The following is a 16,439-nucleotide window of genomic DNA, read 5'->3' on the forward strand; positions in this document are numbered from 1 at the left end:
GTCAGGCCGGGATACGGGCGATCACCTTGATCTCGAACCGGAAGCCGGCCAGCCAGGTCACGCCGACGGCGGTGATGTTCGGCCAGGGCTTCTCGCCCCAGTTGGAGCCCAGCACCGGCCAGACGGTCTCGAAGATCGCGTCCGGATCGACCATGAACAGGGTGACGTCCACCACGTCGGTGAAGTCGGCTCCGGCGGCCTTGAGGGTAGCGTTCAGATTGTCGAAGGCCAGCTGGACCTGCGCCGCCAGATCGGGCTCGGGCGAGCCGTCCGCACGGGCTCCGACCTGGCCGGAAACGAACAGGAGATCGCCCGACCGGATCGCGGGCGAATAGCGGTGCTGCTCGTACAGGGCGTGGGGGTTGGCGGGGAAGACGGCGTCGCGCTTGGCCATGGGATGGCTCCGGTCTGGTAAGGGGAGGGCATAAGATGGGCGCCGCTCCAACGATGGAAAAGGCGCTCCCGGCCCGTCAGGGCTTTTGGCCGCGCGCATCAGCCGCTAGACGATCCGCACCATGACCGATCTCGCGACCCTCGAACTCGAACTGATCAACGCCATCGGCTCCGCGACCACCGTCGCCGAGGTCGAGGCCGTGCGCGTCGCGGCCCTGGGCAAGGCCGGGACCGTCTCTGGCCTGCTCAAGGGCATGGGGGCGATGAGCCCCGACGAGCGTCGCGAACAGGGGCCGATGATCAACGGCTTGCGCGACCGGGTCTCCGCCGCCCTTGCCGCGAAGAAGGTCGAGCTCGAAGCCGCCGAACTCGACGCCCGCCTCAAGTCGGAACACATCGACCTGACCCTGCCGGCCCGGCCGCGCCGCAAGGGTGGGGTCCATCCGACCATGCAGGTGATGGACGAAATGATCGCCCTGTTCGCCGAGATGGGGTTCGCCGTCGCCGAAGGCCCGGACATCGAGGACGACTTCCACAACTTCACGGCCCTGAACTTCCCGCCCAAACACCCGGCGCGGGAGATGCACGACACCTTCTTCCTCAAGCCCGACCCGGAAACGGGCGAGCGCAAGGTCCTGCGCACCCACACCAGCCCTGTGCAGGTGCGGACGATGCTGTCGCAGAAGCCGCCGATCCGCATCATCGCGCCCGGCCGCACCTTCCGCAAGGACTCCGACGCCACCCACACGCCGATGTTCCACCAGATCGAGGGGCTGGTGATCGGCAAGGACATCCACATGGGTCACCTGAAGACGACCCTTCAAACCTTTGTGGCGCGGTTCTTCGAGCTGGACGGCGTCGATGCCCGCTTCCGCCCGCACCACTTCCCCTTCACCGAGCCCTCGGCCGAGATGGACATCCGCTGCGACCGCTCCGGCGGCAAGCTGGTGCTGAACGAGGGCGACGACTGGCTGGAGATCCTCGGCTGCGGCATGGTCCACCCCAATGTCCTGCGGTCCTGCGGCATCGACCCGGACGAGTGGCAGGGCTTCGCCTTCGGCATGGGCGTCGATCGCATGGCCATGCTGAAGTACGGCGTGCCCGACCTGCGGCCGATGTTCGAAGCCGACATCCGTTGGCTGGCCCACTATGGCTTCTCCGCCTTCGCCGCCCCCAACCCGGCCTCTGGCCTGAGCTGACATCATGACCGACATCAACCCGTCTACCGCAGCCGCCCCGTCGCCCGACGTGACCCGCACCGCGTTCGAGGGCGAATCGATCTGGCTGCCGCGCCTCTCGGTCGAGCACCTGAACGCCGGTCATGACGCGATCCGCGGCAAGACCTTCACCGAATGCCTGATCGAGGGTCCGGCGGTCATGCTGCCGGCCGGGGACGTGGTCTTCGAGGACTGCCACATGGGCACGGCCTCGAGCCCGCAGAACCTGCTGCTGGCACCGGTTGGAGACCTGGTCACCGGCGCCATCGGCGTGGCGGACTGCCGTTTCGTGCGCTGCCGCTTCCTCTATGTCGGCTTCGTCGGTCCCGAGGCGTTCCGCGAGATGTTCGCCGCCGGCGTGCCCAGCCTGTCCAGCCTTCAGGAGTCCGGCCAATGAGTTTCATCGATCCCGCGCAAGGCCTGCCGATGACCGGCCTCGGCCGCCCGTTGAACATCACCGATGACCTCGGCAAGCGCGCCTTCGTCAACGACGACATGGCCCTCTACGACCTGTTCGCCTTCCACCTTCGCCACGGCCGTTCGATGATCGAGGGCATCAGCTTCACGGGCTGCCGCATCGAGGGCCCGGCGATCATGCTGATCCTGCCAGGCACGACCTTCGACGCGGTGAATTTCGGCGAGTCCAAGGGCGACATCGGCAACCTGGTCCTGCGCCCTGTGCGCAACATGGCCATCGGGGCGATCCCGGTGATCAACTGCACCTTCCAGAACTGTGAGTTCCACGCCCTGGGCTTCACCGGCAACGAACAGATCCTCAGCGAAATCCTCGCCATCAAGGCCGTCGGCTGATGTACGATCTGCACACGACCGGCCCCATCCCGGACGACCTCGGCACGCGCCTGGTGTTCGAGAAGGAGCGCGTCCCCCTGGTTCAACTGGTTGAGGCGTTGGAAGTCGCCAGCCAGACGCTGAAGGGCCGCCGCTTCGTCGATTGCGTGGTGCACGGGCCCTGCGTCGTCATCCCGGCCAACGAGACCAAGTTCGACAACTGCAATCTCGGCGACGTGGCCGGCGATGTCCGCAACCTGTTCCTGCGCGCGGCCGGACCGATGATTATCGGCGGCGTTCCTCTGAACGACAGCCATTTCGACGGCTGCATCTTCATGGGCGTGGGCTTCGCGGGCGACGACGCCTTCGTCGATGCCTTCATCGATCTGTTAACGCCCAGGAAAGCCTGATCCCGTGAAATTCACCCTGTCCTGGCTCAAGGACCATCTGGAAACCGACGCCGAGGTCCACGCGATCGCCGAGGCCATGACCATGGCCGGGCTGGAGGTCGAGCATGTCGCCGACCCGGCTGCTGCTTTGGCCCCGTTCACGGTGGCGAAGATCGTCTCGGCGACCCGGCACCCGAACGCCGACCGGCTCCAGGTCTGCCAGGTCGAGACCATCGACGGCATGAAGGAGATCGTCTGCGGCGCCCCGAACGCGCGGGCGGGCCTCACCACCATCTATGCTCCCATCGGCGCCTGGGTGCCCGGGCTCGGCGTCACCCTGGTCGAGAAGCCGGTGCGCGGCGTGGTCTCCAACGGCATGCTGTGCTCGGCCTCCGAGCTGAACCTTTCCGACGAAAGCGACGGCATCCAGGAACTGCCGCCCGAGATCCCCGTCGGCACGCCCGTCGCCCAATTGTTCGGCGCCGAGCCGGTCATCGACTTCGAGGTGACCCCCAACCGCCCCGACTGGTTGGGTGTGGCCGGCATCGCCCGCGACCTGGCCGCCGCCGGGGTCGGCAACCTGAAACACTATGACGTCGCCACGGTGCGCGGCGCCTTCCCCTCGCCGATCTCGGTGCGGCTCGACTCGCCGGAGATGTGCCCGGTCTTCGCCGGCCGCGTCATCCGGGGCGTGCAGAACGGCCCCTCGCCGGCCTGGCTCCAGACCCGGCTGACCGCCATCGGCCTGCGCTCGATCAACCGTCTGGTCGATGTCACCAACCTGATCGCCTACGACCGCGCTCGCCCGCTGCACGTCTATGACATGGCCAGGCTGGTCGGCTCCGGGATCGTCGTCCGCGCCGGCCAGATCTCGGCCGCGACCGGCGAGCACGAGCATCTGATCGCCCTGGACGGCAAGACCTACGCCGTCGACCCGACCATGTGCGTCGTCGCCGACGCGGGCGGCGAACGCCCCATCGGCCTCGGCGGCGTCATGGGCGGCGAAAGCACCGGCTGTTCCGACGAGACGACCGACGTCTTCCTCGAAAGCGCCTGGTTCGATCCCATCGTCACGGCCCAGACCGGCCGGACCCTGACCATCAGTTCCGACGCCCAGTACCGGTTCGCGCGCGGCGTCGATCCGGCCTCGGTCGTGCCGGGCATCGAGCTGGCCACCCGCCTGATCCTCGACCTCTGCGGCGGCGAGCCGTCGGAGATCGTGCTGGCCGGCGAGCATCCGGCCAATCCGCTGCCGTTCGCCTTCGACCCGGCCTATGTGAAGCAACTCTCGGGCATGGAGCTCGATGACGATCGCATCGGGGCCATCCTGGGCCAGCTCGGCTTCCTGGTTCAGGCCGCGCCCGCCGGTTCCGCCGAACCCTGGATCGTCACCTCGCCGTCCTGGCGTCGCGACGTCGAGGGCAAGGCCGATCTGGTCGAGGAGGTCACCCGCATCCACGGCTTCCAGAACCTGCCAAACACGCCTCTGCCGGATCAGGGCGCGCCGTCGAAGGGCGTGCTGAACCCGCGCCAGGCCCGCGTCCGCATCGCCCGCCGCGCCCTGGCCTCGCTCGGCTATTCCGAAGCCGTCACCTGGTCGTTCACCAGTCGGGAGACCGCCGCCCTGTTCGGCGGCGGCGACGAAAGGCTGATCGTCGACAACCCGATCGCCTCGGACCTCGACTGCATGCGGCCCTCGGCCCTGCCGAACCTGATCCAGGCCGCCGCCCGCAACGCTGCGCGCGGACACGGCGATGTCGCCCTGTTCGAGATCGGCCCGATCTACCTCGGCGACCAGCCGAACGATCAGCGCACCGTCATCGCCGGCCTGATCAGCCCCCATTCTTCAAAAGAGTGGTCGGCCCGCCACTGGGCCGGCTCCGGCGACGACGCCCTGTTCGCGCTGAAGGGCGACCTGATCGCCGTGCTCGACGCCATCGGCGCCCCGACCGCCTCGCTGCAATTGGCGCAAGGCTCGAACCGCGACTGGTGGCATCCGGGCCGCTCCGCCCGCCTTCAGCTGGGTCCGAAGACCGTTGTCGCCGAGTTCGGCGCCGTCCATCCGCGCGTGCTGAAGGCGCTCGACGCTGACGGCCCGATGCTGGCGTTCGAGATCGTGCTCGACGCCGTGCCGGAGCCCCGGTCGAAAGCCGGCGCGACCAAGGCCCGGGGCAACGCCGACCTGCCCAACCTTATGCCCCTGACCCGCGACTTCGCCTTCGTGGTCGAGGACGACAGGGCGGCGGGCGACCTCGTCCGCGTCGTGCAGGGCGCTGACAAGACCCTGATCGCCGAGGTCCGGGTGTTCGACGTCTATCGCGGGGCGGGCGTAGCGGAGGGCTCGAAATCGGTGGCCCTTGAGGTCGTCCTCCAGCCCCGCGAAGCCACCTTGACCGAGGTCGAGATCGAGGCCCTGTCGGCCCGGGTCGTCGCTGCGGCCGGAAAGCTGGGTGCGGTACTGCGGAGCTGACCGTCCCACTATCCGTCATCCTCGGGGCGCGAAGCGAACCCGAGGACCCAGCGGTCCGGTGTTGACGTCGGGGCTTCTTTAAGGCCCGCGAAACTGGGTCCTCGGATCTCCGCTGTGCTTCGTCCAGGGATGACGGAGGTCAGGTTAGGCCTTGATACCTTCGCGCCCTTTCAGCCAGAACGGACGGGACTGAGGGGGACCGTATGCCCAAGCCGAAACTCGAGACGGCGTTCGAACGCCTGCTGTTCCGCTCGCGCTGGCTGATGGCGCCCTTCTACATCGGTCTGGCGGCGGCGCTTCTGATGCTGCTCGTCGTCTTCGTGCGCGAGCTCTTCTACTACCTGCCCCAGGCCTTCGCGGGCGGACCCGGCATGAGCTCCAACGACGTCATCCTGGCCGTCCTGTCGCTGGTGGACCTGTCATTGGCCGGCAATCTGCTGCTGATCGTGATGTTCTCGGGCTACGAGAACTTCGTCTCCAAGCTGGATCTGGACGGCGAGACCGATCGGCCGCCATGGATGGGCACCGTCGATTTCTCGGGCCTGAAGATGAAGCTGATCGCCTCGATCGTGGCGATCTCGGGCATCCAGCTGCTGAAGTTCTTCATGCATTTCTCCGAGGGCGGAGAGATCAATCAGGTCGAGGCCATGTGGGGCGTCATCATTCACCTGACCTTCGTCACCTCCGGGGTGCTTCTGGCCCTGATGGACTGGCTGACCGGCAAGACGGACAAACACTAGGGCCCCTCTCCGGGAGGGAGAGGGATCAGGTGACGGCGTACCGCTCTTCGATCTCGTCCGCCTCGAATTCATGCCGGTCCAGACTGTCCAGGCACGCCTCCACCAGCCGTTGGAACAGCCCGTCGTCCCCCGCCGCCACCGCCGGCAGCAGATAGTCGGTGACCTCCGCCCGGACCGGCAGCGTCCCCACCGGTCCCGGCACGCTGATCGCCAGCCGCAACCCCTCCGACAGCCACTGGGCCACGGTGTCGAACAGTAGCGCCGACCGCAGGAAGTCGGTCCGCCGCACGACATACAGGGTCATCTCGCCGGTCAGCAGGCCGTCCGGCCGCACGATGATGCCGCTGAGGTCCGGCCGCCAGTCGTCCGACAGCTCCACGACCCGCCAGACGCAGAACCACGTGCGACAGGTCTGCGGCCGCACCGCATGGACCGAACACCCGGCCCCGTCGACGCAATAGGCGCACAGCCGCCCCGTCGGCTTGGACAGCTCGGGCAGGTCTAGCGGAATGAACCGGCAGCATTCGACGCAGGGTCCGCATTCGCGGCCGGGGATCAGGGGCAATTCCATCGACCCACTATAGCGATCCCGAACGGCAACCTCTCGTTAACCTCGTCGCCCCAAGGCTGACGCAAAACCCGGCGATGCTGGTCACAGGCTCGCGGGGACGAGCCTTCCAAATTCGGGACACCGCCATGCACCGCCGCCAACTGATCCAGACCGGTTTCGCCGCCGCCTCCGTGACGGCGCTGGGCGCCTGCGCCACCAGCCCGCGCCAGCCGACCGAGCCGAACTATCCGATCGCCTCCGACGCCAACGCCCAGGCCTATACGGCTGACGAACTGGTCGCCGCCGGCTCGCGCGAACTCGGCATCGCGGCGGAGGCCATGGGGTCGGCCATCGAACGCATCTTCCGCGACCAGGGCGACGCCCCCACCGCCTATATCGCCGGAGAAGAGGGCGCCGGCGCCGCCGTCATCGGCCTGCGCTACGGCCGCGGCGCCCTGCATATGAAGGACCATTCCGCCTCGCAGGACGTGTTCTGGCAGGGAACCTCGATCGGCTGGGACATCGGCGGCAACGCCAGCCGTGTCTTCACCCTGGTCTACGGCCTCTACGCGCCCGACGCGATCTATCGCCGCTATCCCGGCATCGAGGGCACGGCCTATCTGATCGGCGGCCTGGGCGTGAACTATCAGCGCGCCGACGGCATCGTCCTGGCCCCGGTCCGCACCGGCGTGGGCCTGCGTCTCGGCGCCAATGTCGGCACCATGTCCTACAGCCGCCAGCGCAACCTGCTGCCGTTCTGATCTCGCAGACGCCTTGTCATCCCGGCCGAAGCGCAGCGAAGAGCCGGGACGGCAGACGCCCCTGATGTGCACTCCCGGAAGACGCGCAGCGGCTATCCGGGAGACAGTCGAGAAGTATCCAGCCTTTTCCCGGACAATCGCTGACGCGATTTCCGGGAGCCCAATGATCAGCGCCCCAGCGTCCCGGCTCTCCGCTTCGCTACGGCCGGGATGACAAGTTCGGACTACTGAGCGCCCCTTCGGAACGCCACCAGGGCCTGCTCGCGGACCCGGGGGTCGCCGACCGCGATGATGCGTCCGTCGCCGTTGACCGGCCCGCCGCGCCAGTCGGTGACCTGGCCGCCGGCCGCCTCGACGACCGGGATCAGGGCCGACCAGTCCCACAGCTTCAGGCCGGTCTCGGCCACCATGTCGATCCGGCCCATGGCCAGCATGGCGTAGGCATAGGCGTCGCAGCCGTAACGGGCCAGGCGCGCCGCCGCCATCACCTGGGTCCAGGCGCCCAGTTCGGGGCCCGTGAAGATCTCCGGCGCAGTCGTGGCGATGACCGCGTCGGTCAGTTTATCGCAGTCCCGGACCTTGATCGGTCGGGTCTCGTCCCGGCTCATCAGGACGGCGCCCGAAGGCCCGCCCAGGAACAGTTCGCCGATGTAGGGCTGGGAGATGGCGCCGACGGTGGGTCGTCCACCGACCGAAAGTGCAATCAGGGTCGTCCACAACGGCAGGCCGGCGATGAAGGCGCGCGTCCCGTCGATGGGGTCCAGGATCCAGACGTGGTCTGCGTCCGGCCGGTCTTCTCCGTACTCCTCGCCGACGACCCCGTGGTCGGGATACCGGCTGGCGATCAGTCGCCGGATGGCGGCTTCCGCCTCCTTGTCCGCCTGGGTGACCGGATCGAAGGCGCCGGGGCCCGCCTTGTTCTCCTCGGCGTAGTCGCCGCGAAAGAAGGGCAGGGTCACCCTGGCGGCCACGGCGGCCAGTTCGACGGCGAAGGATTCAAACTCGGTCATGAGCGGAGGGCATACAGACGCCGCCCCCCCGCGTCATCACAGTCTTACGAGGCCACCACATCACCTTCCGTGTGCAGCGACTTGGCCAGGTCCAGCAGACGCCGGCGCGGACGCTCGCCCAGCTGGTAGTAGGCCTGGATCAGGTCGAGGGTTTCCTTGCGGGAAAACATCTCGCCGCCATTGGCGCCGGCCTGTTCCTTGCGTTCCATGGCTTCGGCCAGGCCGTCGTAGAAATAGCTGATCGGCGTCTCCAGCGCTTCGGACAGTTGCCACAGGCGCGCTGCCGAGATGCGGTTCGCGCCGCACTCGTATTTCTGGATCTGCTGGAAGCGGATGCCGACCTGGACGGCCAGCTGTTGTTGCGTCAGCCCCAGCAGGCGACGACGACGGCGCAGGCGGCGCCCCAGGTGAAGGTCGATATCGGTGGCCATTGCCCAGTCCCCTTTGTCTAGCGGGCTGTGCCAAAGCGGCACGGCTCGCCTGAACCGCCGCAACGACCATGCCGCGTTCTCGTGACGGGCGAGCGATGGCGAACGCAGGTCGAGGAACCCGCGATTATGGACAGGCAACCTCTGCCGCCGAAGCGCATTATTCAGGCCACCTAAGCTTTGGAAGGAATGGAACCATGGGTCTCGGAATTATCGGCTGGATCGTAGTCGGCATCTTCGCCGGCTGGCTCGCGGAAAAGGTCATGGGTCGTAATCACGGCCTCGTCACCAATCTGATCGTCGGCGTCGTCGGCGCCCTGCTCGGCGGCTTCATCGCCGGCAACCTGCTCGGTCTGGCCGTCGGCGGCTTCAACCTGGTGACCCTGCTGGTCGCGTTCGGCGGCGCCGTGCTGCTGCTGTTCCTGCTGGGTCTGGTCAAGCGTCGCGGCTGATCCGCCGTTAGCGGACACAAGAAAGGGGCGGCCCGACGGGCCGCCCCTTTTTCGTTGGACTGACGAGGCCCTAGCCTTGGGGAGTCGGCGGGGTCGAGCCGTCCGGCTCACGGGCGTCGTCGGTCGTCTTGGGTTCAGCCGGGGCCGGGGTCGGGCTCGGATTCGCGGCCGGATCGCCGGCGGCGGGCACAGTCCCGCTCTCGCCGGTCGCAGCCGTCTCTTCGACCACCGGAGCCGTGTTGAACTCGGCCGAGCTGATGCCGACCACGACATTGGCCCCTTGCTGGGTCAGGCCGCCCAGCGGGACGCCGCGCAGATCGCCGTCAGCGCCGCGAACAGTGAGCTCCTGCTCGCCGGCGGCATTGCTGTGAACGCCTTCGAGGGTGCCGAGAACTGTGCCGTCCGAGCCCGTGACGCTGGAACCCGGTTGAAGCTGGAGCGAGCCCTCGGCCTGGGCGGTCGGCGCGGTCTGGGGCGCGGCCGGAGCCATGGCGTCCTGGGCCAGGACCGGGGCGGCGGTCAGGAAAGCAGCGGTCACGCCGGCCAGAAGAACTGTCTTGCGGATCATGTTTCTGTCGCTTGATGGAACGGGACAAGAGCGCCCGCCGACGGACCTAACCACATCCGTTACGGATTGTTTCAGTCGCCCGGAAATGACCTTTTCTGCGCCAGTATCGGCCGGATCACGTCGGATTCCGGCCTCAGAGCATCGCGGGAATGACACGATCCGGGGGACGGTGGCCGTTCTGGTAGGTCATCACATTGAGGATCACGCGGTCGCCCATATCCTGACGCGCCTCCAGCGTCGCCGAACCCAGGTGGGGCAGCAGGACGACATTGGGCAGGCCGGTCAGGCCCGGATGGATCACCGGCTCGTTCTCGTAGACGTCCAGCCCGACGCCTGACAGCGACCGGCGCGCCAGGGCCTCGGCCAGGGCCGCCTCGTCGATCAGTTCGCCCCGCGCCGTGTTGATCAGGATGGCGTGCGGCGGCAGCAGCGCCAGCCGCCGGGCCGACAGCAGGTGATGCGTCTCCCGGGTCGCCGGACAGTTCAGCGAGATGACGTCCATTCGCGCCAGCATCTGGTCCAGGTCGTCCCACCAGGTCGCGCCCAGCTCTTCGACGATCCGTTCCGAGACAGGCTTCCTGTTATGATAGTGGACCTGCATGCCGAAGGCCCTGGCCCGGCGGGCCAGGGCCTGTCCGATCCGGCCCATGCCGACGATCCCCAGCCGCTTGCCCCACAGCTTGCGTCCGCACATCCAGGTCGGGGTCCAGCCCTCGAACTTGCCGGCCGCCACGACCTCGGCCCCCTCCACGATCCGGCGGCTGACGGCGAGGATCAGACCCATGGCGAGGTCGGCGGTATCCTCGGTCAGGACGCCCGGCGTATTGGTGACGATGATCTGGCGGGCGACGGCGGCGTCGATGTCGATGTGATCCACCCCGGCGCCGAAATTGGCGATCATCTTCAGCTGCGCGCCGGCGCCGTTGATCAGGGCGGCGTCGATCTCGTCGGTGATGGTGGGAACCAGGATGTCGGCGCGCTGGACGGCGGCCTCCAGCGCCGCCCGGTCCATCGGGATGTCCTTCAGGTTCAGTTCGGCGTCGAACAGTTCGCGCATGCGAGTCTCGACTGCGTCGGGCAATCTTCTGGTTAAGACGACCTTAAGCCTGGGGCTGGACATAGGGACCTTGGGTTATTCACGGGCGCCACACGGGCAGGCCCGGGTGCGCCGGGTCGATGCCAGTGACTAGCAAGTTCGGGTCTAGCAAGTCTCGCAGCCGCTTCCAAAGCCTCTCGCGTCGCATCGGCGGCGTGGCGGCCTTGCTGGGTCTGGCGGTCCTCGCCGGAGCGAGCGCCACCATGCCCGACGGGCGGCCGACGCCGACGGGGCTGGAGGTGCCGCGCTGGCTGACGCTGAAGTCCTCGGAAGTGCGCGCCCGCATGGGACCGGGCCTCGACTACCGCATCCTCTGGGAATATCGCGCCGCCGGCCTGCCGGTGCAGGTCATCGCCGAGACGCGCGAATGGCGAAAGATCTGCGATCCTGAAGGCTCCGTCGCCTGGGTCCATCGCAGCGTGGTCTCGGCCCGACGCGGAGCCTTCAACGCCTCGCTGCAGGAGGTCCCGATCCGCACCGGTCGCTCTGATGACGCGGCGGTGAAGGCCCGGTTCTCGCCGCGCTCCGTGGTCGCCCTGGACGACTGCAAGGACGGCTGGTGCGAGGTCCGGGCCCGCAAGCTGCGCGGCTGGGTGGCGGAAGGGTCGATCTTCGGCGCCGGCGCCCGTCCCCTGTGCGACGTGTCACGCCCGGCAGGCGAAGCGCCCTGATTGTTGCCCTCTTCCGCAAGGGGAGAAGGAAAACACCATCATACCCATCAACGGACGCCCGGAATTGCCCAACGATTTCAATGCCCGGAACTTTTGAGAGCCCTTTTACCAGGCGCCGTCCGAAACGGGCGTACACTTCTCCCGTCCCGTCGCGAGGGGAAGGCGTCCTGGGCCCAGGACCCGGACGTGCGGCGGGGCGCGATCGAGCGGGAAACCGCATTGTGGATCCGACCGAGGACCCATGTCCGGCGTAGAATCTGGACTTGTGGAGGCACGAACCGGAAGCGATGCGGGACTGTCCATGGGGCGTAAAACCGTGGAGCCCGGAGGGGCCTGAAACCCTCCGCCCGTCGTGGGCTTAAGTCTTTCTGGGATTAAACGGCGCCAAGCGTCGGGGCCGCAAGAGGCACACCCGACAGGCCGCTTCGAAGCCCACCATTGACTGCTCACGTCCAATCGAGCGCGACGGAGCCCTGGCGCGAGCCGAAAATTCTCATCCGGTCCCCGTAACGCGAAAGCAGGGGGCCATCTCGGTTCCGGGCGACCGCCCGGGCTCCGTCGACTTCCCCACCCGTTCACAGCGGAAGAGCGATGACGCTTGCCTGCACCCAGACGCCGTGCATCCCCGCGAAGGCGGGGACCCAGGTTTTGCCAAGGGCGAGATGATTGTGATCATCGTGAACAGGTCATCGGCGCCGCCTGTCGCCCAAAGCACTGGGTCCCCGCCTTCGCGGGGATGCTCGGAATGGGTGGCCTTCACAGCCAAGCTTGCCCCCGTCACCAGTTGAGCCGCCCGCTCCCCTCGTGTAACCCCGGCGCAACACCACGGAGTCGCAATCGCCTTGACCGCCTCGAAATACCCGTCGTCGTTCGACCACGCCGCCCTGCTGGCCTCGGGCCGGGGCGAGCTGTTCGGGCCGGGCAACGCCCAGCTTCCGGCTCCGCCGATGCTGATGTTCGACCGGATCACCGAGATCAGCGGCGACGGCGGTGAGCATGGCAAGGGCTACGTCGAGGCCGAACTCGATATCCATCCGGACCTGTGGTTCTTCCAGTGCCACTTCATCGGCGATCCGGTCATGCCCGGCTGCCTCGGTCTGGACGCCATGTGGCAGCTGGTCGGCTTCTATCTGGGCTGGATCGGCGGCCCCGGCCGGGGTCGCGCCCTCGGCGTCGGTGAGGTCAAGTTCACCGGCCAGGTCCAGCCGAACGTGAAGAAGGTCACCTACAAGATCACCCTGAAGCGGGTCATCAACCGTCGTCTGGTGATGGGAATCGCCGATGGGGTGATGGAAGCCGACGGTGTGCCTATCTATACGGCCACGGACATGCGCGTGGGCCTGTTCGGGGCGGGTCAGACCGCCCCCGAACCGGTCGGCGGCTCGTCCGAAGTCGGCTAATCGACATAATCCGCGACCAACGTGGACAAGGCAAAAGGAAACACTATGCGGCGTGTCGTCGTTACGGGTCTGGGCATCGTCTCCTCCATTGGCACGGGCCAGGAGGAGGTCACGGCCTCCCTGCGCAATGCCCGGTCGGGCGTGGTCTCGGCCCCCGATCACATCAAATACGGCTTCCGCTCGCAGGTCTGGGCGCCCCCGTCGCTGGGCGTGACGGCCGAGGACTGGGCCCCGCTGGTCGACCGTCGCGCGGCGCGCTTTCTGGCCAATGGCACGGCCTGGGGCCATATCGCCTTCGAGGAGGCGCTGAAGGATTCCGGCATGACCCCGGAAGAGATCAAGTCCGAGCGCATCGGCCTGATCGTCGGCGAGGGCGGCCCCTCGACCCAGGTCATCCTGCAGGCGGCTCAGACGACGATCGAAAAAGGCGCGCCCAAACGCATCGGCCCGTTCGCCGTGCCCAAGGCCATGGCTTCGGGCCCCTCGGCCGTCCTGGCGACCTGGTTCCAGCTGAAGGGGATCAACTATTCGATCTCATCGGCCTGCGCGACCAGCGCCCACTGCATCGGCGCGGGCGCCGAACAGATCGCCTGGGGCAAGCAGGACGTGGTCTTCGCCGGCGGGGTCGAGGACATCGACTGGTCCATGTCCAACATGTTCGACGCCATGGGCGCCATGTCGTCCGACTTCAACGAAACGCCGGGCCGCGCCAGCCGCGCCTATGACAAGGACCGCGACGGCTTCGTCATCGCCGGCGGGGCCGGAATCGTGGTGCTGGAAGAATATGAGCGGGCCGTGGCGCGCGGCGCGACCATCTATGCCGAGGTGACCGGTTACGGCGCCAATTCCGACGGCCACGACATGGTCGCCCCGTCGGGAGAGGGCGCCGAGCGCTGCATGAAGATCGCGCTCAACATGGCCGGCAATCCGAAGATCGACTACCTCAACCCGCACGGCACCTCGACCCCGGTGGGCGACTCCAAGGAGATGGGGGCGGTCCGCAATGTCTTCGGCGACCAGATGCCGATGATCTCCTCGACCAAGTCGCTGACCGGCCATTCGCTCGGCGCGGCCGGGGCGCAGGAAGCCATCTACTGCCTGCTGATGATGAAGCACGGCTTCGCCGCCGAGAGCGCCCATATCGAAAACCTCGACCCCGAGTTCGAGGGCATGCCGATCCTGCGCGAACGCCATGACGGCGAGCTGAAGCACGTCATGTCCAACTCGTTCGGCTTCGGCGGCACCAACGGGACGCTGATCCTCTCGAAGGTCTGACGCGACCGGGACGCGCCGGCATTCCCCCGGGACCGCTGGAGACGAAACCCTGGAACCCAACCCCTATATCCTCTTCCTTCTGGGCCTTGGCGCGGTGGTTCTGCTCGTCTCCTGGGCTCCAAAGGGGCTAAGCCGATTCCCGATCTCGCTGGCGATGATCTGTGTCGGGCTGGGCGTTGCGATCTTCAGTCTGGACGTGCTGTCCTTCGATCCGGATCCGCGCACCTGGGACACGCTGACTGAGCGGCTGACGGAGCTGGTCGTCATCATCTCCCTGATGGGAGCGGGCTTGAAGCTGGATCGACCGGTCAGCCTGAAGGGCTGGGGACCGACCTGGCGGCTGCTCGCCATCGCCATGCCGCTGACCATCGCGGCCACGGCCTGGCTGGGGGTCGCAGGTCTGGGGTTCAGCCTGGCCATGGCGCTGCTGCTGGGCGCGGCGATGGCGCCGACCGATCCCGTCCTGGCCTCCGACGTCCAGACCGGACCGCCGAAATCGGGCGAGGAGAACGAGGTCCGCTTCAACCTGACCGCCGAGGCCGGGCTGAACGACGCCCTGGCCTTCCCGTTCGTGAACCTGGCCATTCTCGTCTCGCTGTCGGGGGCGGCGGTCTGGACAGGCCAGGGGCTGGCGCATTGGGCCGCAGTCGATGTCGTCTGGAAGCTGGTCGCGGGGGCGGCCATGGGCTGGGCCGTCGGCAAGGCGATGGGCTGGCTGATCTTCCAGGCCCACAACAACGGCATCTCGCGCCACGCCGACGGACTGGTGGCGATCGGGGCCACCTTCATCGCCTATGCGGCGACCGAAATCGTTCACGGCTACGGATTTCTCGCGGTCTTCGTCTGCGCCCTGACGATCCGGGCCTCGGAGCGCGAGGACGATTTCCACGAAGAGATGCACGACTTCGCCGAACAGATCGAACGGCTTCTGATGATGCTCGTGCTGGTGCTGTTCGGGGGAGCCCTGGCCAACGGCCTGCTGGACGCCCTCACCTGGACCGACGCCCTGATCGGCCTGGCGCTTCTGTTTATCGTCCGGCCGGTCGTGGGTTACGTGTCGCTGATCGGATCGCCGCTGCTGAAGCGTGATCGCATCATGCTCGCCTGGCTGGGCATCCGGGGTCTGGGTTCGGTCTATTACCTGGCCTACGGCCTCAGCCACGGGGATTTCGGCGACTCGGAGCGTCTCTGGGCGATCACAGGCTTCATCATCCTGGTGTCGATCATTGTCCACGGGATCACGGCGACGCCGCTGATGGCGCTGCTGGAGCGACTGGCCGGCCGGTCTTTGCAGGGGAGAGCCGCCCCTGCTAACCCTCCGCGTGACGAACGACTCGGCTGACCGCCGGGCCTGAAGGAGAGACGACCATGGCGAGCGAGAGCGGCTGGAACCTGCCCGCAGGCGAACTCATGAAGGGCAAGAAGGGCCTGGTCATGGGGGTCGCGAACTCGAACTCCATCGCCTGGGGCATCGCCTCCCAGCTGGCCGCGCAGGGGGCCGAACTGGCCTTCACCTATATGGGCGAGGGGCTCGAACGCCGCGTGCGTCCGCTGGCCGAAAGCGTCGGCGCCAAACTGCTGATCCAGGCCGACGTCACCGACGACGCCTCGATGGACGCGGCCTTTGCGGCGCTGGAAGCCGAGTTCGGCACGATCGACTTTGTCGTCCACTCCGTCGCCTTCGCCAACAAGGACGAGCTCAAGGGCTCGTTCATCGACAACACCAGCCGCGACAGCTTCCTGCTGGCCATGAACATCTCGTGCTTCAGCTTTGTCGATGTGGCGCGGCGGGCGTCGAAGATCATGCCCAACGGCGGGTCGATGATCACCATGACCTACCTCGGCTCCGAGCGGGCCATCCCGAACTACAACACCATGGGCGTGGCCAAGGCGGCGCTGGAGGCGGCGACCCGCTACATCGCCCGCGATCTGGGTCCGCGCGGCATCCGCGTCAACGCCATCTCGGCCGGGGCCATGCGCACCCTGTCTCTGGCGGGCATCTCCGGCGGCCGGGGCATGATCGCCCAGGGCCGCGCCATGTCGGCGATGAAGGAGGACACCTCGATGGAAGGGGTCGCCGGCGCCGCCCTGTGGCTGTGCTCGGACCTCGGCTTCTCGACTACGGGCGAAGTCATCCACGTCGACGCGGGCTTCCACATGATGGGTCTGGCCGGGGACGAAGAGGCGTAAAGCTCCCGTTGCTCCCGGCCGCCAATCCTTTAGTGTCTGG

General features: G+C 67.4%; 19 protein-coding genes. 13 read left to right on the forward strand and 6 right to left on the reverse strand.

Annotated elements, in window-relative coordinates; genetic code table 11:
* Position 1: 1 nt before the first annotated feature.
* Positions 2-394, reverse strand: coding sequence for a RidA family protein (locus ACP7AB_RS11140; RefSeq protein WP_425991128.1), 393 nt, complete (start codon positions 392-394; stop codon positions 2-4).
* Between the two features lie 121 nt (positions 395-515).
* On the opposite strand from ACP7AB_RS11140, the gene pheS reads away from it, so the two are divergent.
* From pheS to ACP7AB_RS11170, 6 genes are all read left to right on the forward strand, one after another.
* Complete coding sequence (gene pheS / locus ACP7AB_RS11145; protein ID WP_425991127.1) at positions 516-1,592, forward strand: phenylalanine--tRNA ligase subunit alpha; 1,077 nt, start codon at positions 516-518, stop codon at positions 1,590-1,592.
* A gap of 4 nt (positions 1,593-1,596) precedes the next feature.
* A complete protein-coding gene (locus ACP7AB_RS11150; protein WP_425991126.1) occupies positions 1,597-2,007 on the forward strand; it encodes a hypothetical protein in 411 nt (136 codons plus the stop codon).
* Entirely contained in the window at positions 2,004-2,420 is a 417-nt protein-coding gene (locus tag ACP7AB_RS11155) for a hypothetical protein (protein WP_425991125.1), read from the forward strand. Before ACP7AB_RS11150 ends, ACP7AB_RS11155 begins: the two co-directional genes overlap by 4 nt.
* Entirely contained in the window at positions 2,420-2,809 is a 390-nt protein-coding gene (locus ACP7AB_RS11160) for a hypothetical protein (protein ID WP_425991124.1), read from the forward strand. The genes ACP7AB_RS11155 and ACP7AB_RS11160 overlap by 1 nt, the downstream gene beginning before the upstream one ends.
* A 4-nt stretch (positions 2,810-2,813) precedes the next feature.
* Positions 2,814-5,258, forward strand: a complete 2,445-nt coding sequence (gene pheT, locus ACP7AB_RS11165; RefSeq protein WP_425991123.1) for a phenylalanine--tRNA ligase subunit beta — start codon at positions 2,814-2,816, stop codon at positions 5,256-5,258.
* Positions 5,259-5,461: 203 nt separating this feature from the next.
* Entirely contained in the window at positions 5,462-5,998 is a 537-nt protein-coding gene (locus tag ACP7AB_RS11170) for a TIGR00645 family protein (RefSeq protein ID WP_425991122.1), read from the forward strand.
* Between the two features lie 25 nt (positions 5,999-6,023).
* Here the strand turns inward: ACP7AB_RS11170 and ACP7AB_RS11175 are convergent, their stop codons facing one another.
* The gene (locus ACP7AB_RS11175; RefSeq protein ID WP_425991121.1) at positions 6,024-6,569 is read right to left on the reverse strand and encodes a hypothetical protein; all 546 of its coding nucleotides are present in this window, start codon (positions 6,567-6,569) and stop codon (positions 6,024-6,026) included.
* A 125-nt stretch (positions 6,570-6,694) separates the two neighbouring features.
* Between ACP7AB_RS11175 and ACP7AB_RS11180 the strand changes: the two genes are divergently transcribed.
* Complete coding sequence (locus ACP7AB_RS11180; RefSeq protein ID WP_425991120.1) at positions 6,695-7,309, forward strand: DUF1134 domain-containing protein; 615 nt, start codon at positions 6,695-6,697, stop codon at positions 7,307-7,309.
* A 224-nt stretch (positions 7,310-7,533) separates the two neighbouring features.
* Here ACP7AB_RS11180 and hisN read toward each other — a convergent pair whose 3' ends face one another.
* Positions 7,534-8,319, reverse strand: coding sequence for a histidinol-phosphatase (gene hisN / locus ACP7AB_RS11185; RefSeq protein ID WP_425991119.1), 786 nt, complete (start codon positions 8,317-8,319; stop codon positions 7,534-7,536).
* Positions 8,320-8,363: 44 nt separating this feature from the next.
* Positions 8,364-8,750 (reverse strand): helix-turn-helix domain-containing protein, encoded by a 387-nt coding sequence (locus tag ACP7AB_RS11190; RefSeq protein WP_303696644.1) that lies wholly within the window; start codon positions 8,748-8,750, stop codon positions 8,364-8,366.
* A gap of 194 nt (positions 8,751-8,944) precedes the next feature.
* On the opposite strand from ACP7AB_RS11190, the gene ACP7AB_RS11195 reads away from it, so the two are divergent.
* Positions 8,945-9,199, forward strand: a complete 255-nt coding sequence (locus ACP7AB_RS11195) for a GlsB/YeaQ/YmgE family stress response membrane protein (protein ID WP_425991118.1) — start codon at positions 8,945-8,947, stop codon at positions 9,197-9,199.
* A gap of 70 nt (positions 9,200-9,269) precedes the next feature.
* Here the strand turns inward: ACP7AB_RS11195 and ACP7AB_RS11200 are convergent, their stop codons facing one another.
* Positions 9,270-9,767, reverse strand: a complete 498-nt coding sequence (locus tag ACP7AB_RS11200) for a superoxide dismutase (RefSeq protein ID WP_425991117.1) — start codon at positions 9,765-9,767, stop codon at positions 9,270-9,272.
* Positions 9,768-9,900: 133 nt separating this feature from the next.
* Positions 9,901-10,887 carry a 2-hydroxyacid dehydrogenase gene (locus tag ACP7AB_RS11205; RefSeq protein WP_425991116.1) on the reverse strand — a complete coding sequence of 329 codons (987 nt, stop codon included), beginning with the start codon at positions 10,885-10,887 and terminating at the stop codon, positions 9,901-9,903.
* A 62-nt stretch (positions 10,888-10,949) separates the two neighbouring features.
* Between ACP7AB_RS11205 and ACP7AB_RS11210 the strand changes: the two genes are divergently transcribed.
* The 5 genes from ACP7AB_RS11210 (at position 10,950) to ACP7AB_RS11230 (ending at position 16,399) form a co-directional block, all read left to right on the forward strand.
* Positions 10,950-11,534: an SH3 domain-containing protein gene (locus ACP7AB_RS11210; RefSeq protein ID WP_425991115.1), complete on the forward strand. Its 585-nt coding sequence runs from the start codon at positions 10,950-10,952 to the stop codon at positions 11,532-11,534.
* Positions 11,535-12,376: 842 nt separating this feature from the next.
* Positions 12,377-12,934 carry a 3-hydroxyacyl-[acyl-carrier-protein] dehydratase FabA gene (fabA, locus tag ACP7AB_RS11215; RefSeq protein WP_425991113.1) on the forward strand — a complete coding sequence of 186 codons (558 nt, stop codon included), beginning with the start codon at positions 12,377-12,379 and terminating at the stop codon, positions 12,932-12,934.
* A 45-nt stretch (positions 12,935-12,979) separates the two neighbouring features.
* Positions 12,980-14,209 (forward strand): beta-ketoacyl-ACP synthase I, encoded by a 1,230-nt coding sequence (gene fabB / locus ACP7AB_RS11220; protein ID WP_425991112.1) that lies wholly within the window; start codon positions 12,980-12,982, stop codon positions 14,207-14,209.
* Positions 14,210-14,363: 154 nt separating this feature from the next.
* A complete protein-coding gene (locus ACP7AB_RS11225; protein WP_425991111.1) occupies positions 14,364-15,551 on the forward strand; it encodes a cation:proton antiporter in 1,188 nt (395 codons plus the stop codon).
* A 26-nt stretch (positions 15,552-15,577) separates the two neighbouring features.
* Entirely contained in the window at positions 15,578-16,399 is an 822-nt protein-coding gene (locus ACP7AB_RS11230) for an enoyl-ACP reductase FabI (protein ID WP_425991110.1), read from the forward strand.
* Positions 16,400-16,439 lie beyond the last annotated feature (40 nt).

This window comes from Brevundimonas sp. TWP3-1-2b1, from assembly GCF_049896165.1.
In the GTDB taxonomy this organism is placed as follows: domain Bacteria; phylum Pseudomonadota; class Alphaproteobacteria; order Caulobacterales; family Caulobacteraceae; genus Brevundimonas; species Brevundimonas subvibrioides_B.

Coding starts and splice junctions, on each gene's coding strand:
- ACP7AB_RS11140 (WP_425991128.1), bottom strand. CDS start 394: ATGGCCAAGCGCGACGCCGTCTTCCCCGCCAACCCCCACGCCCTGTAC.
- pheS (WP_425991127.1), top strand. CDS start 516: ATGACCGATCTCGCGACCCTCGAACTCGAACTGATCAACGCCATCGGC.
- ACP7AB_RS11150 (WP_425991126.1), top strand. CDS start 1,597: ATGACCGACATCAACCCGTCTACCGCAGCCGCCCCGTCGCCCGACGTG.
- ACP7AB_RS11155 (WP_425991125.1), top strand. CDS start 2,004: ATGAGTTTCATCGATCCCGCGCAAGGCCTGCCGATGACCGGCCTCGGC.
- ACP7AB_RS11160 (WP_425991124.1), top strand. CDS start 2,420: ATGTACGATCTGCACACGACCGGCCCCATCCCGGACGACCTCGGCACG.
- ACP7AB_RS11170 (WP_425991122.1), top strand. CDS start 5,462: ATGCCCAAGCCGAAACTCGAGACGGCGTTCGAACGCCTGCTGTTCCGC.
- ACP7AB_RS11175 (WP_425991121.1), bottom strand. CDS start 6,569: ATGGAATTGCCCCTGATCCCCGGCCGCGAATGCGGACCCTGCGTCGAA.
- ACP7AB_RS11180 (WP_425991120.1), top strand. CDS start 6,695: ATGCACCGCCGCCAACTGATCCAGACCGGTTTCGCCGCCGCCTCCGTG.
- hisN (WP_425991119.1), bottom strand. CDS start 8,319: ATGACCGAGTTTGAATCCTTCGCCGTCGAACTGGCCGCCGTGGCCGCC.
- ACP7AB_RS11190 (WP_303696644.1), bottom strand. CDS start 8,750: ATGGCCACCGATATCGACCTTCACCTGGGGCGCCGCCTGCGCCGTCGT.
- ACP7AB_RS11195 (WP_425991118.1), top strand. CDS start 8,945: ATGGGTCTCGGAATTATCGGCTGGATCGTAGTCGGCATCTTCGCCGGC.
- ACP7AB_RS11200 (WP_425991117.1), bottom strand. CDS start 9,767: ATGATCCGCAAGACAGTTCTTCTGGCCGGCGTGACCGCTGCTTTCCTG.
- ACP7AB_RS11205 (WP_425991116.1), bottom strand. CDS start 10,887: ATGTCCAGCCCCAGGCTTAAGGTCGTCTTAACCAGAAGATTGCCCGAC.
- fabB (WP_425991112.1), top strand. CDS start 12,980: ATGCGGCGTGTCGTCGTTACGGGTCTGGGCATCGTCTCCTCCATTGGC.
- ACP7AB_RS11225 (WP_425991111.1), top strand. CDS start 14,364: ATGATCTGTGTCGGGCTGGGCGTTGCGATCTTCAGTCTGGACGTGCTG.
- ACP7AB_RS11230 (WP_425991110.1), top strand. CDS start 15,578: ATGGCGAGCGAGAGCGGCTGGAACCTGCCCGCAGGCGAACTCATGAAG.